This window comes from Caballeronia sp. ATUFL_M2_KS44 (assembly GCF_023630965.1).
GTDB lineage: Bacteria > Pseudomonadota > Gammaproteobacteria > Burkholderiales > Burkholderiaceae > Caballeronia > Caballeronia concitans.
Genome location: NZ_JALQEA010000054.1, coordinates 17,617 through 44,298, shown reverse-complemented (window position 1 = coordinate 44,298; position 26,682 = coordinate 17,617). Strand labels below are relative to the sequence as shown.

Below are 26,682 nucleotides of genomic sequence, written 5' to 3'. Positions count from 1 at the left end.
ACGGGCCATTCAAGTGAACGCCGCGATCTATGCCAACAATCTGAACGTCGTTGCCGGGGCGAATCAGGTCGATCACACCACGCTGGCTGCGACGCCTATTGCGGGCAATGGCGCTGCGCCTGCCTTTGCCATCGATGTGAGTCAGTTGGGCGGCATGTATGCGAATCGCATTTTTCTGGCTTCGAATGAATACGGCGTTGGCGTTTCGAACCGAGGCGTGCTCGCGGCGCAAGCGGGCGATCTCACGCTGACATCGCAAGGCAAGCTCGTGCTGGCCGGGCAGACGAATGCAAGCGGCAGCATTAGCGCAACGGCGCGCGATGGTATCGACAATAGCGGTACCACTTATGCGCAGCAGGATGTCGTTGCATCGACGTCGGGCGCTGTGACCAACAGCGGCGTGCTCGCTGCACAGCGCAATACGACGATCAACGCAGGCAGTGTCGCTTCGACGGGCACGCTCGGCGCGGGCATCAACAGCGATGGCTCGATCGGCACGCAAGGCGATCTCAGCGTGATCGCAAGCGGCGCGGTTTCCGCGAGCGGACGTAATGCAGCGGGCGCGAATGGCTTCGTGCAGGGCGCATCGGTGAATCTGGCCGGCAGTTCGACGACCGCGAACGGCAACCTCGCGTTGACCGCTTCGTCGGGCGACATCAACCTTGCCTCAGCGACAACGACGGCGGGCGGCAGCATCACCGCGAATGCCGCCGGCACGCTCGCCAACGACAACGGCGCATTGAAGTCCGGCGGCGCGCAATCGATCAACGCGGGCGCGTTGTCGAACGTCAACGGCCAGATCATCTCCGGCGGATGGCTCTCCGCGAACATCGTCAATGCGCTCGTAAATCAGGGCGGCACGATGCAGTCCGCAGGCGCGCTCGGCGTGCGCGCGGGCAACATCGATAACAGCGCGGGGCACCTGCACGGATGAACAGGTGAAGCAACTGGTCCAAGTGCAAGGCCAGATGAATGGAGCGGCCGGTAAGAATGCAGTGGTGGTGGCGGGCGGCGTCGCGGTTGCGGCGGTGGTTGCGGCGGTGCCTGCGCTGGCGTCGCTTGCGCCGGACGCGCTGGCGCTCGCGTTGAGCAATCCGGCAGCGGCGGTGAATGCTGGCATCATTACGGCAGAGACGGCTGCGGCGATTGTGACGAATTCCGTCACGCCGAGCGTGGCGGTTGAGGGAGCGGCGGCGAAGGCTGGTGCAACGGCTAACGCGGCAAACGATGCAATACAGTTCGGCAGGGTTGAAAACCAAGTTAGTCACACTTTCCGCCATATCGAGGCAGCGGGGTTTGATCGTGATGTTGTGCAAAGTGCAATTCAGACCGATCTGTCACGGCTGGCTGATTCAATTCCGCAAGGTCAATATATCGGCTCGGTTACTGTGAACGGTGTGAAGCTCGACTACAGCGCATTCAAGCTGCCTGATGGAACAATCAATGTCGGTCGTATCACTCCGCCAAGGACAAACTGAATATGCGTAGATTACTTGCTAGTGAAACATCTTTTATTAAAGCGATGTTAAACGGCGTAGCCGACGAGAGACGAATCGTTGACAGCTTGCAAGACAGCTTTGTAGAAGAGATGGACGATGGCGGGATGGGCGGTTTGACATTCGTGTCATCGAAATTGAGTCGCTCGTTGGGTGCGTCATTGGCTGAGAGAGAGTTTATCGATCAGGATGGCGTGGCAGTAATCGCTACCTTAAACTTGGATAGCGATGGCGAATTGTACGAGCTTGACATCTGGAAAGTCGACTTCTCACCTTTAAAGGGTGGTCTTCCATCCAGTGTATAAGTCAAACCCGGCTGCGGCCGGGTTTGTCGTTTCTTTCTTCGTTCACAGGATATTAAGTGGATATCTCGGAGCAAAATGATGCTTATAATGAACAGTCCGATGAAAGCGATACTTGAGCAGTTCTACGAAGAAAGTGTGCTTCCAGCCCGGCTGAACCATGTTTTGGACCAGGGGTTTGAGAGGGTTGGTGACTGCATTTTTTTGAGATCGGCATTTCCAAATGCAAAGCTTCCGAGCAATGATTTCATTACCAAGTTCTATAAGGATCTGAGCGGATACGAGTATTCGATCAATAAAATTCACCTAGAAGACTACTGCGAGGACAACTTGTTCTCGGCTTCGAAGATTTTTCTTGAGAGGTTCCTTGAAAAATGGAGACGAGAGGTCAATGAGTCCATCGTGGCTACTCTTGGCTTTGAACAGCATGGCGAATTCGGCGACATCAGCGTCTTTAGCTTCCATAAGCAAAGAGAAATGCAGTCGATTATCGATCTTGAGCATATAGAGGCTTACTCGGAACCGTTACTTGCGATCTGCTTGCCGAACGTGTAGTTGGCTGATGCGGCCAGTGCGGCGGCGAAGGACCCGAACTTGACGCCGGAGCAGCGAGCAGCGGCACAGCAGCAGGCGGATCAACTGAACGCGGAATGGGGGTCGGGCGGGACGTATCGGCAGGTACTCAGCGCTTTGACAGTGGCTGCGGGCGGCAACGTGAGCGGTGGCGCCGGTCAGTATGCGCAAGCGGCGACGGTGGCTTACTTGCAAGAGCTTGGAGCGAACGAGGTCAAGCAGATCGCGGATAACCTGGGCAGCGAGGAGGCGCGTGCGGCGCTGCATGCGGTCGTGGGTTGCGCGGGCGGGGCGGCATCGGGCGCGAGTTGCGGCGCGGGGGCGATGGGCGCGGCGGCGAGCTCGGTCTTGAATTCTTTGCTGGGATCCACTGAGGGCTCGACCACTGAACAAAGAAACGCTCGAACCAATGCTGTCGGCGGTCTTGTTGCCGGAATTGCTGCCGCCATGGGAAGCAATGGCGTGGGAGCAGCGGAGGCAGCGCAAATCGAGACCGAGAATAACGGAGCGTCCGGCACGCCTGGCAACAACCAAGCGCAGAACCGGCAGACCCGAGCTGTCGCTGTTGCATTGAAGTTGACCCCCGATCAGGCGCAGGAGCTTCATCGCTGGATCGGCGGTCAGCAGATGGGGTACCAAGAGATAATGGAAGAAGCCAGAATGCTGTTCAACAAATAGGAGCGCTCGTTGAATAAGGTCGAAAAAATTTTGTCGCCACTGGTTGGAGAAATGTGTTGGGGGGTTAGACAAACTCATGGAAGCAATTTTTTCGTCGAGTTCGGCATGCCTCACCTAAAGGCACTCGGGCCGATGCAGATGGGCGATTCGGTTTCGGTATCGCAGATTGCTCGTCGGCGTAGACGGCACGCTGTTCTCTATGGGAATTGGACGCTTTGGGTGCGTGACTGCGCGTGGGAAGTACAAGCTTGGGAGTGCCGTGTCGGTCAAGACTCGAGCAAAGAAGACATGCTTCCTGCCTTTGAATCTCTGAGCGGCCAAATTCTGGAATCGGTTAGATATGACGTACTTCGTAAGTCATGTGTTTTCAACTTTGATTTAGGTGCTCATTTGACGACGTCGTCAATTCCCGACTCGGATGCATCGTGGGAGCAATGGACTATCAGTAGTTCCGATGGTCTATCCGTTTCTCTTAATAATAATGGAGAGCTAACAGAAGGTGGTGTTTAATGCGAAGCTGGAGAAATGAAGCGAAGAAGCTCGCCCTGATATCGAGCCACGAAATCAGCGACGCCCTCGGGCAGGGCAGGATTATCAGCGCGCTTCGAGAAGCGTTTTTCCGCAATTTCATACTCAAACGGAAGGCGAGATTGCGAGATCGAGCTTTATTCAGTTGAGTCTTTGAACTCAAGATGTGATGATTTTAGATGGATATTTTCTTTGCAAAAAGTCGGCGCGGGATCTCTCATTACTTGAGTGCGAAATCCGGGTTCAGCAACGCCCGCTTATGGATCAATGGCGGAGTCGACCTGACGGGGTTCGATCTCAGTGCCGACACCGTCTCGGTTTTCAATATCGAGTTTGATTTGAGCGATGAGAAACAATTCCAAGCTGCTGTGGGCACGATCAAAGAACATTACGATGAGTGTATTGTTTGGGTCGAAGCGTGAGTTTCGCTAGCGCAAATCTCCGACTTTGCGTGCTACCTAAGGAGTGCTGGAAACGGCGTTAAAACGGATGACGTACGCTACTACGAATGGGACTACACGTATACTGATATCGAAGTGTACGATAAGCGTGGCAGACATCTTGGAATCCGCTAACCCGGTGCCAGGCGAACTGTATAAGCCCGCGATTCCAGAAAGGAAACTAGCTAGTTGATCGATGAAAAAGGAAGCGTGTAACTTGCGCGGCGATTTAATCAACGATCGGCTATCTCTCGAATAGGCCGAAGCCATTTTGCGACCGGAATACTTTCACATGCACAAAGAGATACAGTCGCCGGTTGTCGATCTTGATAATATGGAGGCTTACTCTGAACCGTTACTTGCTATCTTAATTTCGAACGTGCCCACGGGTTCACGTCTAGGGTGAGAGCGGTACGAAGATACAAATCCGCATGATCAGAGCCAAGAATTCGCTTCGGTATTCCGAATGCAGACAGCGCCGTTGCATGACGGGGAGTAAGCCGGCGTATCCGCTATTGGCTTTCCGGGTGCACAAGCAAAAAATATGGGATAACTCATGGATTCGCGCAACATAATAGCTAGAAATTCGCCGTGGTCGTCTGAATATAGTGAGGCGTCATTTACCGCGTTGTTGCACGAAAAAGGTATATGGCAGCGGGACCAGTATTGGCTTCTTGAGTGGGCGCTTCACGACCTTCTTGCACGCGACGCGAATATTGAAGAATTATATGGCCCAGTTTTCCATATATTCGGTTGCGCGATGAACGCGATAGCATCGCACTTAGATGCAGACGATTTTTATGAGATTAATAATCTCAGTCGAGAGCAAATTCATGAATTTCGCGAGCGAATAAGGCTCGTTTTCGAAGGCTTCTTCGCTAAGCGCCTCCCCGTGCGTGCGACGTTTGATGAAGTGAACCCATTACTTCCGTCGGAATCCACGTAGAATCGATAGAATGCGAACCTGCTCCAGGTGGCGCTCCGTTCGAAGAAGACTGAATGTATTAAGAAATGAAATCCATCCAACACGTCGACCGAATCGTTCAAGACGCCTTCGGGCTTTGGATATCCAGCTTGTTCAGTTCCATAAGTAGCTGGAATCCGTCGTTGTCTTTCCCAGAGCACAAAGAATCTTTCTTCTGGCTCGTGGAGACCTTACTTCGTACTGAGAAGATCAAGTTCGTCGCGCCGGGCGCAGATTGTTATGTTTCGGCTGAGCACCCAAATCCTTGATTTTCGATCGATGCTAGTGAAGCGCATTGGCAAATCGCTCCCGAGGAAATCATCGCCGAACTCCGTTCGCAGTGGCCGGTACAGGCACAAGATGAAAATGACCTGGATTTGCTAATCTACTTTTACAGTATTCCAGCAATTATCTGCGTCTGCGAACACAGAACGCTGACCGCATCTTGAGCAGGGCATTTGGCAAAATGCCCCACCCAAAAACCCCCTCACCCCAACTCCCGCCCCCCCGTCTCCTCGAACATCGAAACCGCGATCAGCGACACCAGCACGCACCCGATCATGTACCACGCCGGCGCCATCTTGTTCCCCGTCGCGCGAATCAGCCATCCCGCAACCAACTGGGCCGTCCCGCCGAACGCCGATACCGCGATCGCATACGCGCTCGACATATACCCCGCCCGCAGATGCTTCGGGAAATTCTCCGGCATCAACGCATACGCCGGGGCCGATCCCATCGTGTAGCACAGCATCAGCACGATCAGCGCGGCCAGCACCACCGGCAGCGACGGAAAATGCGTCATCACCCAGAACGCCGGATACAGCAGCAAGATCAGCGCAATCCGCCCGATCACCGTCAGCGGCTTGCGCCGCCCCATGCGATCCGACCACGCGCCATAAATCGGGCACATCACGAGCGAAATCACGCTCGACGCGACGCCCGCCAGCATCGACATCTTCGACGGCAAGCCGAGATACTGAATGCAGTACGTCGGCATGTAATACATCATCACGTACGTCGAAACCGACATCCCCATGATCGAGAAAATCGTGAGGAACCAGTTGCGCACGTAAAGGCCGCGCTTCGGATCGTCGCGCGTCACGACCGCCTTCGCGGCAGGCGCTTCCTCCTGAATATGACGGCGCAGATAGATGCCGACCGGCGCGATCAGCGTGCCCATCAGGAACGGAATGCGCCAGCCCCAGCTATGCATCGTGTCTTCCGAAAGCAGAAAGCCCAGGCTCGCCGCAAGCCCCGAGCCGAGCAGCGCCGCCGCGCCCTGGCTCGCCAACTGCCAGCTCGCGCGAAAGCCACGGCTCGCGCTGCCGCCCATTTCGAGCAAGGTCGCGGTCGCCGCGCCGAACTCGCCGCCCTGCGCGAAGCCCTGCACCAGCCGCGCGACGACGATCAGCACCGGCGCCGCCAGCCCGATCTGCGCGTAAGTCGGCGCCAGGCCGATCGCCGCCGATCCCACCGCCATCAGCAAGATCGTGAGCGTGAGCGCAGGCTTGCGCCCGGCGCGATCCGCGTACCGTCCGAGCACGATGCCGCCGAGCGGCCGCATCACGAAGCCCACGGCGAACACCGCGAACGCGAGCAGCGACGACGTGATGCCATCGTTCGACGGGAAAAACTGCTTGCCGATGGTCAGCGCGAAATAGCTGTAGACGGTGAAATCGAAGAATTCGAGCAGATTGCCGATGACCGCCGCCAGCACGATCTTGCGCTGCTGCGCGGGCGACATCTGCGGCGCTTCGTGAGCGCCCGCGCGGGAAAGCGCTTGCGTCGTGGCGTTCATGCGCGGTCCCCGCCGAGGAAGCGTTCGACGAGGCGCGTCCAGAACGCCGCGCCGATCGCGAGGTTGTCGTCGTTGAAGTCATAGCGCGCGTTGTGCAGCATCGGGCGGCCTTCGCCGTTGCCCAAGCGCACAAAGCAGCCCGGCACCTTCTGCAGGTAGTACGCGAAGTCCTCGCTGCCCGCTATCGGCGGAAACGGCGCAATCACGTTCTCCTTGCCGACGAGTTCCTCGGCGACCTGTCGCGCGAAATCCGTCTCCGCTTCGCTGTTCACGAGCACCGGATAGCCGCGAATGAAGTCGATCTCGACCGTCGCGCCATACGCGTCCGCCTGCGACGCGATCAGCGCGCGAATGCGCTTCTCCAGCGTCTCGCGCACCGTCGCGGAGAACGATCGCACGCTCATTTCCAGCACCGCGTCTTCGGGAATCACGTTCGCGGCCTTCCCCGCGCGGAACGAGCCGACCGTCACCACCGCCGCCTCGTTCGGATCGATGTTGCGCGAAACGATCGACTGCAAGCCCATCACGATGCTGCTGCCGACCACCACCGGATCCACCGCGAGATGCGGACGCGCCGCATGTCCGCCGCGCCCGACAATGCGCACCTTGACCGTATCGCACGCGGCCATCAGCGGGCCCGCGCGAAAGCCGAACGTGCCGGTCGCCACGCCCGGATGATTGTGCAGGCCGAAAATCGCATCGCACGGAAAGCGCTCGAAAAGACCATCGGCGATCATGCGTTCCGCGCCGCTATCCGCGCCGGCTTCTTCCGCCGGCTGAAAAATCAGATGCACGGTGCCGTCGAAATTGCGCGTCTTCGCAAGCTGCTGCGCCGCGCCGAGCAGCACGGTCGTGTGGCCGTCGTGGCCGCACGCGTGCATCTTGCCGTCGTGGACGCTCGCGTAGGCGAGGCCGGTTTGCTCGTGGATCGGCAGCGCGTCCATGTCGGCGCGCACGCCCACGGTCCGCTTGCCCGTGCCGTTCCTGAGCGACGCCACCACGCCATGCCCGCCGATATCGCGCGTCACTTCGTAGCCCCACGCGTGCAGCTTCTCGGCGACGAAGCGCGACGTCGCCGCTTCCTCGTACGACAGTTCCGGATGCTGGTGAATGTGGTGGCGAATCTCGTCGAGCTGCGGTTTCGCGTCGGCGAGATCGGCGACTTCGCAAAAGCGGCTTTCGGCCATGGTTCGGTGCTCCTTTGTTGCGGTGTCTGTGAATAATCCAGCGAGTATTGCACCGACGAAAAACTCGACCCATGACCGGAACGCATCCAGAATGTTGCCTTTAAGTCAACGATCGAGACGCACATGAACGATTTGACGGACGACATCGGCGAGCGCTCGCTGCGCTATCTCGCCGAAATCGACGCGGCGGGCGGCATGCGGATGGCCGCCGAAACGCTCGGCGTGAACGCATCGGTCATCAGCAGGCAGGTCGCGGCGCTGGAGCGGCGGCTGCGCTTTCCACTCGTCGAACGGCGCGGGCGGAACGTCGTCGTGACGGAAATCGGCCAGGTGCTGATCGACCATTACCGCGACGGCCAGCGCCGCGCCCGCGATCTCGCCGCGCGGCTGGAGGAATACCGGCACTTGCGGCGCGGGCGCGTGGCGCTGGGCGTGGGCGAAGGATTCATCGGCAATCTGATCGCGCGGGCATTGCAGCGCTTTTCGATGACCTATCCCGACATCCTCGTCGAAATTCGCTCCGGGCCGACGCCCGCCGTGCTCTCGCTCGTGCGCGACGACGCGGTCGATATCGGCCTGTGCGCGCGCTCCGCCGACGATCCCGCCATGCGCATCCATCGCTTCGCCGAGCGGCCGTTGTGCGCGGTGGTCGCGCCGGCGCATCGCTTCGCGTCGATGTCGAAGGTGGCCGCCGCCGAACTCGCGCACGAGCGGCTCATCTTCATGACGGAAGCGTTCGGCGTGCAGCAGTTCGTGCAGTCGCTTCTCGACGACGCGCGGCTCAACGTGATGCCTGCGTATCGCGTCGATCTCTTCAACACGGCGCAGACGCTCGCGGCGGCGGGGCTGGGCGTCGCGTTCATGTCGACGATCACGGCGCGGCGCGGCGTCGATCTGGGCGAGCTTGTCGCGGTGCCGATCGATCATCCGATCGCGGCGGGTTTCGGCAGCCAGATGATGACGCGCGTCGGCAGAAGGCTTTCGCCGGCGGCGGATCACCTGTGGAAACAGCTCGCGCAGAGTTTTCTCAACGAGCGCGCGTGAGCGTGCGCGGCGTGGAAAGCGCGGCCAGTTTTATTCGGGCGCGGCGATGGAAAGCCCGAGCACTTTCTCCGGCGCGACGGGCTGACTCAGCAGATAGCCCTGCACGCGATCGCATGCGGCTTCGCGCAGGAATTCGAGCTGCACCGCCTGCTCGACGCCTTCCGCCGTCACGCTCACGCCGAGCGCGCGCGCCATCTGAATGATCCCGCCGACGATGCTTTGCGTCGCGCGATCGTCCTGCAGCCGCGCGACGAACGACCGGTCGATCTTGAGCGTGTCGGGCGAGAAGTCCGCGAGATAGCGCAGACTCGAATAGCCGGTGCCGAAATCGTCGATGGCAATGCGCACGCCCAGCGTCTTCAACGCGGACAAGGTCCGCTGCGCGAGCGCGGGATTCTCCATCAGCGCGCTTTCGGTCAGTTCCACTTGCAGGCTGGATGCGGGCAACTCATAGCGATGCAGCGCGTCGTTGACGACCTCGACGATCGCCTCGTCGCGCAACTGCCGCGACGACACGTTCACCGACACGCCGAGCGAGCGCGCGCCCGCATGACGCCAGAGCGCGAGCTGGCGCAGCGCTTCGTCCATGACCCAGGCGCCGACTTCGTTGATGAAGCCGCTTTCTTCGAGAATCGGAATGAAGACGCCGGGCGAAACCAGCCCACGCGTCGGATGCTTCCAGCGGATCAGCGCTTCCACGCTGCGCACTTCGAGCGTGCGCGGCTCGTGAATCGCTTGGTAATGCAACAGGAACTGGCGATTCGCGAGCGCGGCGGGCAAATCGCGCTCCAGCTTGAAATCGACGATACGCTCGGTCGAATTCGCGTCCGCGAACGAAAAGCCGTTGCGCCCGGCCTTCTTCGCCGCGTACATGGCGATGTCCGCGCTCGTGAGCAGCGTTTCGTGGTCTGCGCCGTTCTCCGGGAACACCGAAATGCCGATGGACGCCGTGACGAACGCATCCGCGCGCGAAGGCTCGCCCGATTTCGCGAGCGCCGCCAGAATGTCCTTCGCGATGCGGGCGAGGCGCGTCTTGTCGGCGGCGTCGTCGATCAGCACGGCGAATTCGTCGCCGCCCAGGCGCGCGAGCAGGGCGTCGGGCGGCAGCGCGGCCTGGATCAGCTCGCTCAGCGACTTGAGCAGGCGGTCGGCGGCGGTGTGTCCGAGCGTGTCGTTCAGCACCTTGAAACGGTCGAGGTCGATGAACATCAGCGCGAACGCGGCGTCGCGCTGGCAGCGCTCCTCGATCTTCAGCACGAGCGCGCCGCGATTCGCGAGCCCCGTCAGCGAGTCCGAGAACGCGAGGCGGTCGAGTTCGGCCAGACGCTCGTGCTCGACGGTGACGTCCTCACTGATGCCGACCACGCGCACGACATTGCCGTTCGCGTCCAATATGGGATAGCCCGTGCTCTGAATCCAGCGCACGCCCGTCACCGGATGCTCGATCCGATAACGCGCGCGCCCGCCGGCCTTCGATTGCGTGATGCGCTGCATCGTCGCGAGAAGCTCCGGACGCTCTTCCGGCAGCACGAGATCCATCCACGCCTGCGGGCGTTCGCGCAGCACTTTCGCGTCGATGCCGAAGACCGACGCGCAGCCCGCGCTCACGTGGTGGAAATAGCTGTAATCCGCGCTGTACGAGTAGAAGCACAGGCCGACGTGCGCTTCCATTTCGGACATGAGCAGCTCTTTCGCGCGCAGGTCGGCGGTGAGTTCGGCTTCCTGCGTCACATCGAGCGATGCGCACAGGATGTCGCGCACGCCGCCGCGCCCGTCGTCGATCGGAATGAGGCGCGATTGCCACGTCTTCGGCACGCCGGCCGTCGTCGGGCACGAGCCCATGAACGAGGCGGGCGAGCCGTTGAGTGCGGCATCGAATGCGGTGCGGGCGGCGCGGGCGTCGTCGCCGGACCAGAAGCCGAGCCAGTTCGCGCCCGCGAGTTGTTCCGGGCTGCTCGCCTGCATGATTTCGGCGCCGTGTTCGGAGATGCGCAGCATGCGGCCATCCGGGCCGATCAGCTTCAGGCATTCGCGGTTGGCGTCGAGCAGCGCGCGGGCGAGCGCGGCGGTCGCGTTGGCGCGCGCGAGTTCGCGCCGGGCGTGGCGCAGGCCGAGCAGCAGCGCGAGCACGCATGCGCCCGCGCCGATACAGAAAGCCGCTTCCTCCGACACCGACGACAGCGCGAACCACGCGAGCGCCCACGCGCCGGCGGCGGCGGAAAATATCTGCGCGATGCTCGCGAGCGGCAGCGAGGCGTTGCTTCGCTTGCGCGTCGAAAGGAAGAAGGAGAGGAAGCCCTGATTGCGTGCGGGAGAGCGGGGTCGCGCCGTATCGCTGGGGTACGGGATGGCTCCTGGAACTCCGGGACGAGTGGTTTGAGACATGTGCGAGACGAAACCGGCTTGCGGTGGACGAGCGGCCGTCCCGGCCTGACGTGGCCGGGAGTGGCTATAGCTGGTTTACGTCGCGGCGGGCGGATGCTTTAGGGTGCGCGTTCGCGATCCGAAAGTTCGGTGACCCGAGCGATGCGTTTTTGCCTTCCGAAAAGCGGAAAAAATTGCGGCATGCGGGCGCTTTCACTGCGCGGCGTTCCACGTGTGCGCGGTGGTGCGCCACTGTCCGTCGGTGCCCCGGGTCATCACCTTGAGCAGCACGCCCTGGTATTGCGTCTTTTTGCCTTCCTTATCGACGGTGGCCGTCCAGTTCGCGGTCTCGTACATGACATTGCCGACGCGCCGCGCGTTGACGACGCTCGTCGTGTGATTGCCGGTGCCTGCCTTGAAATAGCCGTCGAAGAGCTTTTCGATGTCCGCGCGGCCCTTGATCGTCTTGCCGTTGCCCGGCGATATCACCGCGTTTTCATCGTAGAGCGCGGCGAGCTTTTTCGCGTCGCCGCTGTTGAACGTCTGGTCCCACGCTGCGTTCGCTTTCTCGACCGTGGGGTCTTCCGCTGCGTGAACCGCATATGGCGCGGCCACGACGAACACGGCGCATGCGCTCATCCATCCGGCTGCCTTCTTCATCGCTCGTCTCCCTGATCGTTTCGTCGTCCATCGTAAATTCGGACGACGGCGCACGAAGTATAGGAAGCGCGCTGCGGCGTAAGCAATTAACACGCTGCGCGCCAAGCGAAGGAAAGACGAAGGCATGAACGTTCGACCGTGTTTCGTCGATACGCTATTCCTGATACACCGCCGACAACACGTTCTCCGCGTCGGCCTGCGCGTTGTCGAGCTGCACGAGACTCGCGTGACGCGCGCCCAGCGGATCGCGATTGATGATGGCCGTGAGAATCGCCTTGTGCCGTGGCAACGAAAGCGCGTGCGTATCCGGATGACGGCTCGTCAGCTTGATCGACTCCGATAGCGCGAGCGACAACATATGCCCGATATACATCAGCATGTCGTTGTGCGTGGCCGACATGATCGCGCGATGAAAGTCGAGATCGGGCGCGAGCAACGCATCGGGCGTGCCGGCATGCGACATGCGCTCGAATGCATCGCGGATGCGCGCGAGATCCTCGTCCGTCGCATTCGATGCCGCCAGCGCCGCCGCCGCCGGCTCGATGATCCGCCGCACCACGAGCAGCGATCGAAAGAACTCGCCTTCGTTCACGCTGTTGATGGTCCAGAAGAGCACGTCGGGATCGAGCATGTGCCATTCGTCGCGCGGGCGCACGACGCTGCCCAGACGCGGCTTCGACAAGACGAGCCCCTTCGCGACGAGCACGCGCGTCGCTTCGCGCAGCACCGGCCGGCTGACACCATATGATTCGCACAACCTGGCTTCGGCGGGCAGGCGTTCGCCGGGCGCAAGCCGGCCGCTCACGATTTCGATGCCAAGCTCCTGCACGATGCGCGCGTGCATGCTTTTGCGGACCGGAGGATGACGATAGTCCATGCTTTCCTTAGCGCCTCGCCGCGCGGTAACCGAAGGCCCGCTGCGACAGGCAGAACACGAGTAGAAGCGCGCCGACCGCGATCTTCGTCCACCACGAACTGAGCGAGCCGTCGAACGAGATCAGCGTCTGAATGATGCCGAGCAGAAGCACGCCGAAGAGCGTGCCGATCACATAGCCGACGCCGCCCGTCAACAGCGTGCCGCCGATGACGACCGAAGCGATGGCATCGAGTTCGAGTCCCATGGCGTGCAGGCCGTAGCCCGACAGCATGTAGAACGTGAACAGCACGCCGCCGAGCGCCGAGCAGAAGCCCGAAAGCGCATACGCGCCGATGGTCGCGCCATGCACGGGCAAGCCCATCAGCAACGCCGAATGCGGATTGCCGCCGACCGCGTAGATGGAGCGGCCGAACGGCGTGTAATGCGCGACGAACACAGCAATCACGAGCACGACGAGCGCGATGACCGCGCCGATGGAAAGCGAGGCATCGCTTGCGAGCGGAATGCGAATCTGCGAGACGGCCGCATACCACGGATGCGTGATGCTGATCGAATCGATGCTGATGAGATAGCACAGGCCGCGCGCGAGGAACATGCCCGCGAGCGTCACGATGAACGGCTGAAGCCTGAAGCGCGCGATCAGCCAGCCCATGAACGTGCCGAAGGCCGTGCCCATGACGAGCACCAGCGGAATGACGACGAGCGGATGCCAGCCCGCTTTCTCGACGAGCGCGGCGGAGACCATCGTCGTGAGCGCGATCACCGATCCCACGGAAAGATCGATGCCGCCCGAGAGAATCACGAAGGTCTGCCCCACGGCGACGACGATCAGGAACGCGTTGTCGATCAGCAAATTGAGGAACACTTGCAGCGAGAGAAAGCCGGTGTACATCGTCGAGCCGATCACGGAGACGGCGATGAACAGCGCGATGGTCGCCGCGAGCGGCACATAGCGGCTCTGCGCGATCGAGCGTCGCGGGGCGCGGCCGCCGTGATCGGGCGTGAGTGGAACGCTCGGCGGCTTGGGCAGGCGCGAGTTCATCGGCGCACCTCGCGGTCGGAGAGAGCAGGGCGCCGCGCGAACTTCGCGACGGTGGCGCGGAACTCGCCGGATTGCAGCATCATCACCGCGAACACGACGATGGCCTTCACGACGAGATTCACTTCAGGCGGCACGCCGAGCGAATAGATCAGATACGTGAGCGTCTGGATGATGAGCGCGCCGATCACGCTGCCCGCGAGCGTGAACCGTCCGCCCGTGAGCGCGGTGCCGCCGAGCGTGACGGCGAGGATCGCATCGAGTTCGAGCAGGAGGCCCGCGTTGTTGCCGTCCGCGCTCTTCACGTTCGAGCTGATGAGAATGCCCGCGACGCCCGCGCACAAGCCGCTGAACGCGTATGCGCCGAGCGTGAGCCGCCGCGCCTGCACGCCCGCGACGCGCGCCGCTGTCGGATTGATGCCGACGGCCTGAAGAAAGAGCCCGAGCGCCGTGCGTGTGATCGCGAGATACAGCAGAGCAAAGACGAGCGCGACGATCAGGATGGACACCGGCAAGCCGAGGAAATAGCCGCCGCCGAAGAAGAAATACGGCGAGTAGTAGATGGTGATGATTTGCCCGCTCGTGATGAGCTGCGCGATGCCGCGTCCGGCGACCATGAGGATCAGTGTCGCGATGATCGGCTGCATGCCCGCGCGCGCCACGAGCAGCCCGTTCCACACGCCGCACAACAACGCGACGCCGAGCGCCGCCAGCAATACAAATGGCAGCGGAAACCGCGTGACGTTCCCCGCCACCGATCCGCCGATGGCCCACGCGGCGACCGCGCCCGCGATGGCGACGATCGCGCCCACGGAGATGTCGATGCCGCGCGTGGCGATCACGATGGTCATGCCGAGCGACACCACCGCGAGCGGCGCGGCGCGATTGAGAATATCGACGAAGCTGCCGTACAAATGGCCATCGCGCCATTCGACATGCAGGAAGCCCGCGTTGAACGCGGCGTTCAGCGCGAGCAAAAGCGCGAGCGTGACGAGCGGCCAGCCGAGCCGGTGTTCGAGCGCGGCGCGTAGCGCGCTGGCTGGCGTTCTGCGCGGTGCGGCGTCATCCATGTTCGGCTCCGATCATTTCGCATACGGTGTCTTCGCTCGTGCCCGCGGGCAACTCGCCGACCTTGCGACGATCGCGCAACACGACGATACGATTCGCAATCCGAACGATTTCCGATATCTCCGACGAGATGAAGAGCACAGCCATGCCCGTCGATGCGAGCCGCAGGATCTCGTCCATGATCTCCTGTTTCGCGGCGACGTCGATGCCGCGCGTGGGTTCGTCGAGAATCAGAAGACGCGGTTCCGTGGCAAGCCATCTCGCGATGAGCGCCTTCTGCTGATTGCCGCCGGAAAGCAGGCCGATGGGCATGTCGAGCGTCGCGGCCTTGATGCCGAGCGCACGCACGAACCGTTCGGCGAGCGCGTTCTGTTCCGCGCGCGAAAGGCATCGCCGTGTGCCGAGCCGCGCCTGCAACGCGAGCGCGATGTTCTCGCGCAACGACAACTCCGCGACGATGCCATCCGCCTTGCGCTCTTCGGGACAGAACGCGACACCGTGACGAATAGCGTGCGCGGGCGTCGCGAATTTCACCGGAACGCCGTCGATGCGCAGTTCGCCTTCATCGGGCTTTTCGAGTCCGAACAGCAGCCGTGCGAGTTCCGTGCGCCCCGACCCGAGCAGGCCCGCGACGCCCACGACTTCGCCCGCACGCACGCGCAGATCGAGCGGCTGCAATTGCCCCGTTTGACCGAGCCGCGAGGCGTCGAGAAGCATGTCGTCGGTCGCGTCCGTGGCGGTTTCTTCGGGCGGCGTCTGGCGCGCTTGCGCAGCGGCCAGTTCGCGGCCGAGCATCGCGGCGATCAGCGCCTGCGTGTTCAGTTCGGCAGCGCGCCACACGCCGACACGCCGGCTATTGCGCAACACGGTGATGCGGTCCGAGATCGCGTAGACCTGGTTGAGAAAGTGCGTGACGAAGAGAATGGCGAGGCCTTGCGCGCGCAAACGGCGCAGCACGTCGAAGAGCAGACGCACTTCTTCTTCGTCGAGAGAGGAAGTGGGTTCATCGAGAATCAGCACTTTCGACGAGAGCTTCAACGCGCGCGCAATCGCAACCATCTGCTGCACCGCGACGGAATAACTCGTGAGCAGGCGCGTGACATCGATATCGAGTCCGATGCGCGCAAGCAGTTCGCGCGCTTGCCGATTCGTCGCTTCCCAGTCGATGCGAAACGCATGCAGCGCACCGCGACGCGGAAACGATCCCGCGAAGATGTTCTCCGCGACGGACAGGTTAGGACAGAGATTGACTTCCTGATACACGGTGCTGATGCCGAGCTGCTGCGCTTCTTGAGGCGAGCCGGGGCGAATGGCGCGGCCATCGAGCAGGATCTCGCCGGCGTCGAGACTGACGACGCCGGTGAGCACCTTGATGAGCGTGGACTTGCCCGCGCCGTTCTGGCCCATCAACGCGTGAACCTCGCCCGGATAAAGGGTGAGGTTCACGTCGGCCAGAGCGTGCACGCCGGCAAAACGCTTGTCGATGCCGCGCAGCTCGAGTACGGGCGCGGCGTCCGTCGGGCTTGGCGATGTCATCGTCGCTCAGTACTTGCGGTTGGGAAATTCCTTCGCCGCGACTTCCATCGGGAAGATGCTTTCCTGCGTGACGATGCGCTTCTGCACCGGCTTGCCCGCCTTGATGTCCTTCACGACCGACATCAGTTGCGGCCCGAGCAGCGGACTGCATTCCACCGATACGTTGAGCTTGCCGGCCATCATCGCTTCGAAAGCGCCCTTCACGCCATCCACGGAAATGATGACGATGTCCTTGCCCGGCTTCATGCCCGCTTCTTCGATAGCCTGGATCGCGCCGATGGCCATGTCGTCGTTGTGCGCATAGAGTACGTTGATCTTCTTGCCGTCGGCCTTGAGGAACGCCTCCATCACTTCCTTGCCTTTCGCGCGCGTGAAGTCGCCGGTCTGCGAGCGAATGATCTTGTACTTCGGATCGGCCTTGATGATTTCCTCGAAGCCCTTCTTGCGGTCGATGGCGGGCGCGGAGCCGACCGTACCCTGCAATTCGACGATATTCACGGGGCCGGGATTGTCCTTCATCTTCTCGACGAGCCAGCGGCCCGCCTTGCGGCCTTCCTCGGTGAAGTCCGAGCCGATGAACGTGACATAGAGCGATTCGTCCTTGCTGCTGATCGCGCGGTCGGTCAGCACGACGGGAATCTTCGCGTTCTTCGCTTCGATGAGCACCGTGTCCCAGCCCGTTTCGACGACAGGCGAGAACGCGATCACGTCCACGCGTTGCGCGATGTACGAGCGGATTGCCTTGATCTGGTTTTCCTGCTTTTGCTGGGCGTCCGAGAACTTGAGGTCGATGCCGGCATCCTTCGCGCTCGACTTGATGGACTCGGTATTCGCGGTGCGCCATTCGCTTTCCGCGCCGACCTGCGCGAAGCCGAGCACGATGGGCTTTTGCGCAAAACTCAACTCCGGAATCATTCCACTCAATGAAGCGGCGGCCATCGCGGCCAATACGGTACGGCGTCTCATCGGTGTTCCCTCCATTCGTTCGCTGTCGATTTATAGGTCTTCGAATGCTTGTGGAATGCACGTCTGAATCGGTGATTCGGCTTTGATCCTTCTTATCCCTTAACCGCTTAACTGCGATTTCTCTCGCTATTTGGGTTTTGCGTGTGCGATGAGGCGGCGCTGAGATAGGTAGACTATATGAAGGAGTTTCGCGGGTTTTTATCCATGTAAACCCGCTTTTCGGCGGGAAACAGTCATACGATCTTGCGGGACGGAGAAACAGCAGTGCACAGGGTCGATATCTCTGAACTTATCGGGTAATTAGGTATCCGGAATAAACGAGGCGATAAAAAAGACCCGCCGGACATCGGCGGGTCTTTCGAGCGAAGCATCCGGCAGCGATGCCGGACCTGCGAGTCTTAGTAAGCGCCGGCCGGGGCGCGCGCGCTCGTGGAGATGATGTACGGCGCTTCCGTGGAGAACTCCACGCGGACTTCGCCGACCGAGATCGCATCGCCCTTGGCCGATGCTCCGCCGTCCACGCGCACGAACGAAACCGCATATTCGCGCCCGTTGCCCGAGCCCATCTTCAGCAGCGCGGCAGTCGCCGGGAAGTCGAGCGACACTTCACCGTGATGCGCGGCCCCCGAAATTTCGAACGCGCCGACCGTGCCGAGGAAATGCTTCGAACGCACTTCGTCGATATCCACGCCTTCGGGCAGATTCAGATACACGTTGTAGAAGTAACCGCCCGCTGCGCCCGCCGTCGTCAACGTGACGTTGTCGAGCACGATCTTCACGGACTTGTACTGACTGCTCTTGCCCGCCGCGAGCGCTGCAGCGTTCGACGCGCCGCGCGATGCGGCATTGAAGCTGTCGGCCGTCGCGGAGAGCAGATCCTGCAGCTGCTTCGTGGAAGCCGTTTCGCCGATCACGCGTGCGCTGATCGATTGCTTGCCGAGCACGACGTTCTTGACACCGCCGATGGAGCGGCGTCCGTTTGCGATCGTGCGGGCTGCCGTCGCCGCGAAAGAAGCCACTGCCGGACGCACCTGGATCTGCGGCACTTGCGCCTGCACGCGGATGATGCGGCCTTCTTGCGCCTGCGGCGGCATCGTGGTGGGCCGCGACGTGTTCGCGTAGTCGTAGCCGAGGCGCGTGCGGTTGGAGTAAGTCTGTTCCTTGTTGATCGTGAGGCCCGGCGCATACGTGAACGTGCCTGCCCAGTACGGGTCGGTCGGCGGCGGCATGGTGCGTCCGTCCGGCAGCGCCCATGCATGCCAGAGGCGGTCCACGTTCGCGTGATGCAGATAGAAGATCGGATCGCGCGGCGACTGCATCGTCGCCATCGTGTTGCCGATGATGTTATGCACCGGGTTATGCGGTGCGGTCTCGAACTTCTCTTCGAACGAGTTCGCGGTGCCGCGCTGGAAGTTCACGACCGACGACGAGAACGGCGAGAGATCAAGTGCGTTATACACGTTCGTGTTCAGACGCGGGCAATACAGCGGATTGCCGCTTGCGTTGTCGGTGAACTCACTCGGCACATGCGGGTTGCTGAACCAGTCCCAGTAAGGCAGCGTGAAATTGGCGTCACCGGTGATGCGCTTCATCTGCTGTTCGAGATAGTAGAGATAACCGCGATGCCATGCCAGGAAGTACGGCGTGCGGTGCGGGCAGTAGTTCGCGTGAACGTTGCTCCAGTACTGCCAGGAATTGGGATCGTTGGCGTTGGTGTTCGCCATCATCGAACGCACTGCGTTGAGGAACGACGCGTATTGCGGGGTCTGTTTGTACTGCTGCCATTCCACGCGAATGACATTGGTCGCGGCCACTGCCATGTAGGGGAACGCGGCCCATGAGAGAGTGGATGCAGCGCCGCCGAGAAAGGCTCGTCGGGTAATTTTGAGGCGGCTCAAGGTGTTCTCCGGTACATAGTACGTCTAATTAGATGGTGCGCGACCAGGCCGGCCCAGACATCGACCGGCGTGTCAAGCGGTCTATTCCTTGGGCCTTCGGCTGGATGGCGAGCAGGGAAAACCCGGCGACTAGTCCAACGTTTGCGCTTGCAATCGGCAATCGACGTTCGAACGCGAGCCTTGCAAGTGTTTTCGCGCCGTGAGTTGTCAGAAAGGAATGTACGCCGATCAGGCGTGCTTTAATCGTGCGTTTCCGCACGTAAATATCCGACTAATGTCGTTTATACATGTGTTGTCGCACTGTGGCGACAGTCGCGCGCCGATGCGGCGTCCTCGTGAACCCGGCAAACGTCTGACGCTTGACGCCTCGCGTCATTCGCTAGAAAGCGGTGGTTCCATGGTCTATCATCGACGGGCTCATCGTGCCGTGGAATTGCACGCATAACGGCGCAACACAGGAGAACGATGATGTCGATCGGCAAGGCGCTTGGCAAAGCGGTATTGGACTGCATGCCAGACCGCGTGTTCTTGACTATCGAGCACCGGCGCAAGGTTGGAAGGTTCCCGAATCTCACGCATCCGAGAACATTCAACGAAAAGATTCTGCATCGCTGTCTTTATCCCGATGCGCGTTTCGTCGATTTGACCGACAAATTGACCGTGCGCGACTACGTGCGCCGCAAGGTCGGCGAACAATATCTGATACCGCTCATTGCAACGCCGCCCGCGTTCACGCGCGACGTGTTCGATGCATTGCCCTCGAAGTTCGTGATGAAGGCGAATCACGGCAGCGGCTTTGTCGAGGTCGTGCGCGACAAGTCGAAGACATCGTTCGAGCAATTGCAGCGTCTCGCGCAGCGCTGGCTTGCGACCGACTTCTATCGCGTGGCGCGCGAACGTCACTATCGCACCATCAAGCCTCGCATCTACTTCGAACAGCTACTCGTGGAGTCGAACGAGGAAATTCCGCCCGACATCAAGATTCACTGCTTCTTCAGCGAAGGGCAGACCAAGCCGGTCAATTACATCGCGGTGATTTCGGATCGTTTCAGCGAGCATCCGCGCGGCGATACGTACGACGCAAACTGGAACTGTCTCGATGTCGCGATCGGGCACTATCTGCGTAGCGTGGAAGCAGCGCCGCGCCCGGCGAACCTGGCCGCGTTGCTGGCGGTGGCGGCGTCGCTTGCGGAAGGTTTCGAGTATGTACGTGTCGATCTTTACGCGCCGGGCGACCGGATTTATTTCGGCGAGTTGACTTTCACGCCGGGCGCGGGCGTATTTCCCATGGTCCCCGAGAATCTCGACTACGAATGGGGCCGTCTCATGAACCGGCCTTTTCTGCAAGGCGCGCGGGCCTAGAAAGCCGCAGGACTGCGCCGGCGCCGTGCCGCATATCCCGCTGGGTAAGCGCGCCTGCGATCGTCGCCTGCGCGGCGCGGCGGCGCGTTATAGATCACGCCGGCGACGTTCGCGCCCGTGCGCTGAAGCACGTTGACCGCGTCTTCCAGATCGTCGTCGCTTTGCGCTCCGGGCGGCGCGATCAGAATCGTCGATCCGCCGAGCGCGGCCACGGTGATTGCATCGGCGAAGGCGAGTATCGCCGGGGTATCGATGAAGATGACGTCGTAATGCGGCGTGAGTTGCCGCAACATTTCAGGCAAACGTCCGTTCGAAAGCAACTCGGACGGGTCCGCGAGTTCGCCGCCGGCTGTCATCACCTGGAGGCCGCGCACGTCCACGGAGCGAAGCGCCGCCTTGATGTCCGTCCTTCCGCTGAGCACATGCGCGAGTCCCGCACCGGGCGAAAGGCCAAACAAGGACGCCACGCGCCCGTGTCGCAGATCGGCGTCGATGAGCAATACGTGCTTGCCGGCGCGCGCGTTGATGCCCGCGAGATTCGCGGCCACGTAGGTCTTGCCGGCACCGACCGTCGGCCCCGTGATGACCATCACGTTGGATCGGCGGCGCGTTGCGGCCAACGCCGACCGTTGTCCGCGTCCAAAACGAAACTCTTCGAGCGGCATGAGCACGATGCGAGCCTCCGTTGATTGAACTGGCGTGGAGCTTCGAGAACCGCGGACCGCGTCGAGTGATTTATAACGAACGTGCTTTGACTGACTCGCGCATTCGTCGAATGAATGCGTGTTCGGTGTCACCGGGACAGCGTAGTACAGGTTTATTAGTATGGACAACTGGGAAATAATTCGTGCGGCTTTCCATCCGTGCGCATAACGCCTAAAACTGAAAGCGGGCGGACGTCGCTCGGAACAAGACAACGCACAATCGAACACACGTGTTTTAACGACGGCCCGATCGTTCGACATCAACGGATGAGGGCGGAAATGAGCTATCGACTGGAAGGCAGCATTCTCGAAGTATGCGAATGCAAAGTGCTGTGTCCGTGCTGGATCGGCGAAGATCCGGATAACGGGACATGCCGTAGCGCAATGGCGTATCACTATGAAAAAGGCGTGATCGATGGCGTGGACGTGTCGGGCATCACCGTCGCGTTCGCCGCGTTCATTCCGGGCAATGTGCTGAAAGGCGAATGGCGTGTTGCGATGTATGTCGATAACAACGCCACCGACGCGCAATACGATGCGCTCTTGAGCGTGCATCGCGGAGAGCGCGGCGGCCCGCTCGCGGAACTGGTGAAGCTGATCGGCGAGGTGGTATCGGTCGAGCGTGCGCCGATCGAATACACGGTGCGCGACGGCAAGGGCAGACTCACCGTGGGCCAGACGGTCGACGCCGAACTGGAACCGTATCGCGGTCCCACCGGCGAGCCGACGAAGCTCGTCGAAAGCATCTTCTCGACGATACCCGGCTCGCCCGCATACGTCGGCAAAGCGAATAAGTTTCGCTTGAAGAACGATACGCTGGGCATCGATTTCACGTTGAGCGGGCATAACGCCATTCAAGGCTCGTTCAGCTTCGCGTCATAACGAAGCGGGCGTCGACATGCGCAACGCCGAACGCGCGCGGCTTTTCGCGCCCCTCTTCGCGGCATTGGTGGCGAGCGCCTGGGTCGTGCTGTGGGCGTGGGGCGCGGGGCCGTATGCGCGCTACGTGCATCACGCGAGCTGGCTCGACTTGCCGAGCGTGGCCGCGCTTTGCGAATCCGTTCCCGGCGGCAGCGTGATGCTCGACGCGTTGCTGCATAGCGCGGCGTGGCTGCTGATGATCGCGGCCATGATGCTGCCGACCGTGTTTCCATTGCTCGCGAACTTCAGACGCCTCACCGCCACGCGCGCGGACAGGCGCGTGCTGCTTGCATTGCTCGTCTCGGGTTATGCCGCTGCATGGGCGATGTTCGGCGCAGTGGCGCACGGCGCCGATGCCGTGTTGCATCAGTTCGCGCAGCGCACGCCGATGATCTCGCTGCATGCGTGGCTGTTGGGCGCGGGCGTGGTCGGGCTGGCGGGCGTCTACCAGTTCAGCCGCATCAAGTATCGGTGCCTGGACAAGTGCCGCTCGCCGCTCATGTTCGTCATGGAGCACTGGAGCGGCCGGAACGCGCGACGCGACAGCTTTCTGATGGGCGTGAATCACGGCGCGTTTTGCGTGGGCTGCTGCTGGACGCTCATGCTGCTCATGTTCGCGGTGGGAACGGGAAGCGTCGGGTGGATGCTCGCGCTCGGCGCCGTCATGGCGGCGGAAAAGAACCTTCCTTCGGGACGATACATCGGCAAGGCGCTCGGGATTGGGCTGATCGCGTGGGCGGGATGGATCGTGCTGCCGCATATCGTCTAAGCGCGCGCAGTTCGCGAATGCCGATGTACGGCGCGCACTGATGCGGCAGAGAAGACCGAACGCCGCCGTTCTACGGAATGCGATAGCTGCCCGTCTTCTTGCCGATGTAGTTGTACGTGCCTTTATCCGAGGGCAGGGCGACGACTTGCTGCCAGTCGAACTGTCCCTGGATGCCCTTGTATTTTCCGGTGCCCGAACTGAGCGTGCCTTTGCCTGTCGTCGATCCGCCCTGATACGTGTACGCCTCGACGAACTTGTCGCCGTCCTTGTCCGAATAGACGCAGTATCCCGTTGCGCTGCCGGCGCTGAATCCCGCTTCGACGCAGCGCGCGGTCACGTTCTGCATCAGCGGCGTCTTGTTGCTGTTGGTCATCAGGAGCGTCGATTCGAAGAGATAGACGGCGTCGTCGCCGCTGACGGTGACGTTTCGAACATCGGCTCCGGATGCGGTGTAAGTTGCTTCGATCATGCCTTGTTTCGGGAGCGTCTGTGAATGACCGGTCGATGCCCACGTTGCCGCTGTGACGCCGATGACGCCGACGAGGGCGTGAATCAGAAACCTGCCTGAGGCACTATTGCTCATGATGATCAACCTCCACGTTCTTGTTTCCAACATGCGTTGATTCGAACAGGTGCGCGGCAGCAAAAGGAACAATCGGGCACGATCGGACACAGGCGCGTCGAGTGAGTTCGAGCGCCGCCGTGTGAAAATCGACGTGTGATTCAGATGGCTTTCCTGCGCGATGCCGCACACTCACGTTTTATAGAAGTTAGAAATCGAAAGGTCCAGTGCATATTCTCGTAAGTCAGTAGGTGCACTGAATAATGTGAAGTTCTCGATGTCGTGTGCCGTGCTCTTCTCGTGGACGGCGCGGTAGCGGCGCCGCTTTAGCGACCGTCGGCAGAAAAGCGAAAAGCCGTTCGCATCTTCCCCCGCATCTTCCCCTATTCACATTTCGGCAGACAACACGCACGGGGACTCGCATACAGCGCGATGCCGTGGCGCAACAACGCCGGAAACCTTGCTGCGTAAGGGCGATGCAAGACTTACCGCACGCGCATGGCCGCCGGATCTGCCCATGAATACGCCAAAGGTATAACGCTTTCTCATACCCCTATCGCAAATTCTCAATATTGGGCGCGCGGGCTTTTGGCTAGATTCGCTAAGTCGATGCAAGGACGATCCAGAACATTCCGGGGGAACACGAACAATGAGTCAGCACGACAGACCGAATGCAAACCGCGTCGCCATCGTCACGGGAGCGGGCAGCGGTATCGGCCGCGCGACGGTCCACGCGCTCGCCGACGAAGGCTGGCGCGTGGCGCTCGCGGGCCGTCGGCAGGACGCGCTCGATGCCGTCATTCGCGATTACGCCGGGCAGCGTGCGGACGCCGCCGACCGCCTGCTCGCCATCGCAACCGACGTGGCCGATCCCGTATCCGTCACGCATCTCTTCGATACCGTGCGGCAACGCTTCGGCCGGCTCGATCTGCTGTTCAACAACGCGGGCCTGGGCGTGGAAGGAGTCTCGGTTGAAGACCTGTCGGTCGAGCGCTTTCGCAGCATGCTCGATATCAACGTGACGGGCACGCTGCTATGCACGCAGGCGGCCTTTCGGCAGATGCGCGCGCAAGAGCCGCGCGGCGGCCGCATCGTCAACAACGGTTCGCTGTCCGCGCACACGCCGCGTCTTCATTCCGCCGATTACACCGCGAGCAAGCACGCGGTGAGCGGGCTCACGAAGGCATGCGCGCTCGATGGCCGCAAGTACGACATCGCGGTCTGCCAGATCGACTTCGGCAACGTGATGACCGAGATGGCCGCGAAGATGCAGAGCGGCGTGCTGCAGGCCAACGGCGAACGCGCGCCCGAACCCACGATGGACCTCGCGCATGCCGCACGTTCGGTCGCTTACATGGCGGGCTTGCCGCTCGAAGCGAACGTGCAGTACATGACCGTCATGGCGACGAAGAGGCCGTTCGTCGGACGCGGATAGACGAGCCCGAGCATTTCGGCTGACGCAGTGCTTCATATAAAAGTATCGACGGAGACAAGCAATGCTCAAAACCCTGGCGGACGTCGTCCCCGAGGCGCACGCGCTCGATGAAGCGCGCATTTTCAACAAGGTGAGCTGGCGCATCGTGCCGCTCATCCTCGCGTGCTTCGTGGCGGCGTATCTGGACCGCGTGAACATCAGTTTCGCGAAGCTGCAGATGCAGTCGCAACTCGGCCTGAGCGAAGCCGCGTATGGCTTGGGCGCGAGTGTGTTCTTCATCGGCTATCTGCTGTTCGAGATTCCGAGCAACGCGATCATGGTCCGCACGGGCGCGCGCCGCTGGATCGCGCGCATCATGATTTCGTGGGGCGCGGCATCGGCGGCGATGATGTTCGTGCGCGACGAAACGTCGTTCTATGTGCTGCGCTTTCTGCTGGGCGCGCTCGAAGCGGGCTTCGTGCCGGGCGTGCTGTACTTCTATACGCAATGGTTTCCCGCCGAACGTCGCGGGCGCATGAACTCGCTGTTCTTCGGCGCGATTGCGTTGTGCGGGATCATCGGCGGGCCGATCTCGGGCGGCATCCTCAAGTACTTCGACGGCTTGAACGGCATGCCGGGCTGGCAGTGGCTCTTTCTGCTCGAAGGGCTGCCTTCCATCGCGCTCGGTTTGATGGTGCTGTTCGTGCTCGACGATCGCGTCGAAGATGCGAAGTGGCTCACGCCCGCTGAAAAGAGCCTGCTTTCCGCGATCATCGCGCGCGATCGCAAGGTGGACAGCACGCATTCCTTTCTCGTTGCATTGCGCTGGCCGGTCATCTATCTGTTCTCGCTCATCTACTTCGGCCTGTGCATGGGCATCTACGGCTTCCTCTTCTGGATGCCGCAGCTCGTGAAAAGCGCGGGCAATAGCGATCCGCTCGTCATCGGTCTCATCACGATGATTCCGTATCTCTCCGCGATGATCGGCACCGTGCTCATCAGCCGCAACTCGGACCGCACGGGCGAGCGCCGCTGGCATCTGACCGGTTGCGCGCTGGCCGCCGCGTTCGGCTATTTCATCAGCGCCGCGTGGCCCACGAACACGGTGCTGCTCGTGCTCGGCCTGAGCATCTCGGCGACGGGCGTGATCGCATCGTTCGGCATCTTCTGGATGTTCCCCGCGCGCATTCTGACCGGCGCGGCGGCGGCGGCCGGGCTTGCGCTGATCAACTCGCTGGGTCAGTTCGGCGGCATCGTCGCGCCGTACATGGTCGGCAAGGTGAAGGACATGCTCGGCAGCGCATCGATGGGGCTGTATGCGATCGCGGTCGTCTGCATCTTCACGGCTGCGCTGATTGCGTGGGCCATGCCGCACAAGATCCGTTTCCGCGACGCAGGCACGGTGCGCGGCGAAGGCCTTCAGTAAAACGTTCGTCACTCATCTCTGAACCGCCTCGCCGCGCAGACGGGCAACCGCTGCGCGGCGTTAATGCCGGCGCGCTTCGGCATTCCTTCGGCTAAGCGCATCCCCT

General features: G+C 61.3%; 26 protein-coding genes and 1 pseudogene. 15 read left to right on the top strand and 12 right to left on the bottom strand.

Translation table 11 applies throughout. From position 1 onward, the window contains the following. The 9 genes and pseudogenes from NCR39_RS23720 to NCR39_RS23685 all read left to right on the top strand — a co-directional run. A pseudogene (locus NCR39_RS23720) lies at nucleotides 1-925 on the top strand (filamentous hemagglutinin); the annotation flags it as partial. Between the two features lie 13 nt (nucleotides 926-938). Further along, nucleotides 939-1,478 carry a hypothetical protein gene (locus NCR39_RS23715; protein ID WP_250454533.1) on the top strand — a complete coding sequence of 180 codons (540 nt, stop codon included), beginning with the start codon at nucleotides 939-941 and terminating at the stop codon, nucleotides 1,476-1,478. A 2-nt stretch (nucleotides 1,479-1,480) separates the two neighbouring features. Continuing rightward, the gene (locus NCR39_RS23710) at nucleotides 1,481-1,801 is read left to right on the top strand and encodes a DUF6984 family protein (protein WP_250454532.1); all 321 of its coding nucleotides are present in this window, start codon (nucleotides 1,481-1,483) and stop codon (nucleotides 1,799-1,801) included. A 99-nt stretch (nucleotides 1,802-1,900) separates the two neighbouring features. Next, a complete protein-coding gene (locus NCR39_RS23705; RefSeq protein WP_250454531.1) occupies nucleotides 1,901-2,353 on the top strand; it encodes a PM0498 family protein in 453 nt (150 codons plus the stop codon). A 39-nt stretch (nucleotides 2,354-2,392) separates the two neighbouring features. Further along, complete coding sequence (locus NCR39_RS23700) at nucleotides 2,393-3,049, top strand: hypothetical protein (RefSeq protein WP_250454530.1); 657 nt, start codon at nucleotides 2,393-2,395, stop codon at nucleotides 3,047-3,049. A gap of 9 nt (nucleotides 3,050-3,058) precedes the next feature. Then, nucleotides 3,059-3,559 (top strand): hypothetical protein, encoded by a 501-nt coding sequence (locus tag NCR39_RS23695; protein ID WP_250454529.1) that lies wholly within the window; start codon nucleotides 3,059-3,061, stop codon nucleotides 3,557-3,559. 197 nt (nucleotides 3,560-3,756) lie between these two features. Next, on the top strand, nucleotides 3,757-3,999 hold the full coding sequence (locus NCR39_RS23690; protein WP_250454528.1) for a hypothetical protein: 243 nt from the start codon (nucleotides 3,757-3,759) through the stop codon (nucleotides 3,997-3,999). A gap of 15 nt (nucleotides 4,000-4,014) precedes the next feature. After that, on the top strand, nucleotides 4,015-4,152 hold the full coding sequence (locus tag NCR39_RS29825; RefSeq protein WP_350029694.1) for a colicin E3/pyocin S6 family cytotoxin: 138 nt from the start codon (nucleotides 4,015-4,017) through the stop codon (nucleotides 4,150-4,152). A gap of 421 nt (nucleotides 4,153-4,573) precedes the next feature. Then, nucleotides 4,574-4,963 carry an Imm41 family immunity protein gene (locus NCR39_RS23685; protein ID WP_250454527.1) on the top strand — a complete coding sequence of 130 codons (390 nt, stop codon included), beginning with the start codon at nucleotides 4,574-4,576 and terminating at the stop codon, nucleotides 4,961-4,963. 505 nt (nucleotides 4,964-5,468) lie between these two features. On the opposite strand, the gene NCR39_RS23680 is transcribed toward NCR39_RS23685, so the two are convergent. Together NCR39_RS23680 and NCR39_RS23675 are read right to left on the bottom strand one after the other, a co-directional pair. Then, nucleotides 5,469-6,779, bottom strand: coding sequence for an MFS transporter (locus NCR39_RS23680; RefSeq protein WP_502800274.1), 1,311 nt, complete (start codon nucleotides 6,777-6,779; stop codon nucleotides 5,469-5,471). Beyond that, nucleotides 6,776-7,966, bottom strand: coding sequence for a M20 aminoacylase family protein (locus tag NCR39_RS23675; RefSeq protein ID WP_250454526.1), 1,191 nt, complete (start codon nucleotides 7,964-7,966; stop codon nucleotides 6,776-6,778). The genes NCR39_RS23680 and NCR39_RS23675 overlap by 4 nt, the downstream gene beginning before the upstream one ends. Nucleotides 7,967-8,089: 123 nt before the next feature. Here NCR39_RS23675 and NCR39_RS23670 point away from each other — a divergent pair, with 123 nt between their 5' ends. Then, nucleotides 8,090-9,010, top strand: coding sequence for a LysR family transcriptional regulator (locus NCR39_RS23670; protein ID WP_250454525.1), 921 nt, complete (start codon nucleotides 8,090-8,092; stop codon nucleotides 9,008-9,010). A gap of 30 nt (nucleotides 9,011-9,040) precedes the next feature. Here NCR39_RS23670 and NCR39_RS23665 read toward each other — a convergent pair whose 3' ends face one another. From NCR39_RS23665 to NCR39_RS23630, 8 genes are all read right to left on the bottom strand, one after another. Continuing rightward, a complete protein-coding gene (locus tag NCR39_RS23665) occupies nucleotides 9,041-11,395 on the bottom strand; it encodes a sensor domain-containing protein (RefSeq protein ID WP_250454524.1) in 2,355 nt (784 codons plus the stop codon). Nucleotides 11,396-11,587: 192 nt separating this feature from the next. Further along, a complete protein-coding gene (locus NCR39_RS23660; protein ID WP_250454523.1) occupies nucleotides 11,588-12,034 on the bottom strand; it encodes a YybH family protein in 447 nt (148 codons plus the stop codon). A gap of 154 nt (nucleotides 12,035-12,188) precedes the next feature. Further along, complete coding sequence (locus NCR39_RS23655) at nucleotides 12,189-12,911, bottom strand: FadR/GntR family transcriptional regulator (RefSeq protein ID WP_250454522.1); 723 nt, start codon at nucleotides 12,909-12,911, stop codon at nucleotides 12,189-12,191. Between the two features lie 7 nt (nucleotides 12,912-12,918). Continuing rightward, nucleotides 12,919-13,953 (bottom strand): galactofuranose ABC transporter, permease protein YjfF, encoded by a 1,035-nt coding sequence (yjfF, locus tag NCR39_RS23650; RefSeq protein ID WP_250454521.1) that lies wholly within the window; start codon nucleotides 13,951-13,953, stop codon nucleotides 12,919-12,921. Continuing rightward, complete coding sequence (locus NCR39_RS23645; RefSeq protein ID WP_250454520.1) at nucleotides 13,950-15,020, bottom strand: ABC transporter permease; 1,071 nt, start codon at nucleotides 15,018-15,020, stop codon at nucleotides 13,950-13,952. Before NCR39_RS23645 ends, yjfF begins: the two co-directional genes overlap by 4 nt. Next, entirely contained in the window at nucleotides 15,013-16,554 is a 1,542-nt protein-coding gene (locus tag NCR39_RS23640) for a sugar ABC transporter ATP-binding protein (protein ID WP_250454519.1), read from the bottom strand. The genes NCR39_RS23645 and NCR39_RS23640 overlap by 8 nt, the downstream gene beginning before the upstream one ends. A gap of 6 nt (nucleotides 16,555-16,560) precedes the next feature. Further along, entirely contained in the window at nucleotides 16,561-17,520 is a 960-nt protein-coding gene (locus tag NCR39_RS23635; RefSeq protein WP_250454518.1) for an ABC transporter substrate-binding protein, read from the bottom strand. 398 nt (nucleotides 17,521-17,918) lie between these two features. Then, nucleotides 17,919-19,340, bottom strand: a complete 1,422-nt coding sequence (locus NCR39_RS23630) for a tyrosinase family protein (RefSeq protein ID WP_250454517.1) — start codon at nucleotides 19,338-19,340, stop codon at nucleotides 17,919-17,921. Nucleotides 19,341-19,886: 546 nt separating this feature from the next. Between NCR39_RS23630 and NCR39_RS23625 the strand changes: the two genes are divergently transcribed. Continuing rightward, nucleotides 19,887-20,780: an ATP-grasp fold amidoligase family protein gene (locus tag NCR39_RS23625; protein ID WP_250454536.1), complete on the top strand. Its 894-nt coding sequence runs from the start codon at nucleotides 19,887-19,889 to the stop codon at nucleotides 20,778-20,780. On the opposite strand, the gene NCR39_RS23620 is transcribed toward NCR39_RS23625, so the two are convergent. Beyond that, entirely contained in the window at nucleotides 20,777-21,445 is a 669-nt protein-coding gene (locus NCR39_RS23620) for a CpsD/CapB family tyrosine-protein kinase (RefSeq protein WP_284507336.1), read from the bottom strand. The two genes, NCR39_RS23625 and NCR39_RS23620, sit on opposite strands and share 4 nt — an antisense overlap. A gap of 318 nt (nucleotides 21,446-21,763) precedes the next feature. On the opposite strand from NCR39_RS23620, the gene NCR39_RS23615 reads away from it, so the two are divergent. Continuing rightward, complete coding sequence (locus tag NCR39_RS23615; protein WP_250454516.1) at nucleotides 21,764-22,366, top strand: DUF1326 domain-containing protein; 603 nt, start codon at nucleotides 21,764-21,766, stop codon at nucleotides 22,364-22,366. A 16-nt stretch (nucleotides 22,367-22,382) separates the two neighbouring features. After that, nucleotides 22,383-23,174, top strand: a complete 792-nt coding sequence (locus NCR39_RS23610; RefSeq protein ID WP_250454515.1) for a DUF2182 domain-containing protein — start codon at nucleotides 22,383-22,385, stop codon at nucleotides 23,172-23,174. A gap of 70 nt (nucleotides 23,175-23,244) precedes the next feature. Here NCR39_RS23610 and NCR39_RS23605 read toward each other — a convergent pair whose 3' ends face one another. After that, complete coding sequence (locus NCR39_RS23605) at nucleotides 23,245-23,643, bottom strand: hypothetical protein (RefSeq protein WP_250454514.1); 399 nt, start codon at nucleotides 23,641-23,643, stop codon at nucleotides 23,245-23,247. 742 nt (nucleotides 23,644-24,385) lie between these two features. Between NCR39_RS23605 and NCR39_RS23600 the strand changes: the two genes are divergently transcribed. Next, nucleotides 24,386-25,171 (top strand): SDR family oxidoreductase, encoded by a 786-nt coding sequence (locus NCR39_RS23600; RefSeq protein ID WP_250454513.1) that lies wholly within the window; start codon nucleotides 24,386-24,388, stop codon nucleotides 25,169-25,171. A 61-nt stretch (nucleotides 25,172-25,232) separates the two neighbouring features. Then, complete coding sequence (locus tag NCR39_RS23595; RefSeq protein WP_250454512.1) at nucleotides 25,233-26,576, top strand: MFS transporter; 1,344 nt, start codon at nucleotides 25,233-25,235, stop codon at nucleotides 26,574-26,576. The last annotated feature ends 106 nt before the right edge of the window (nucleotides 26,577-26,682 follow it).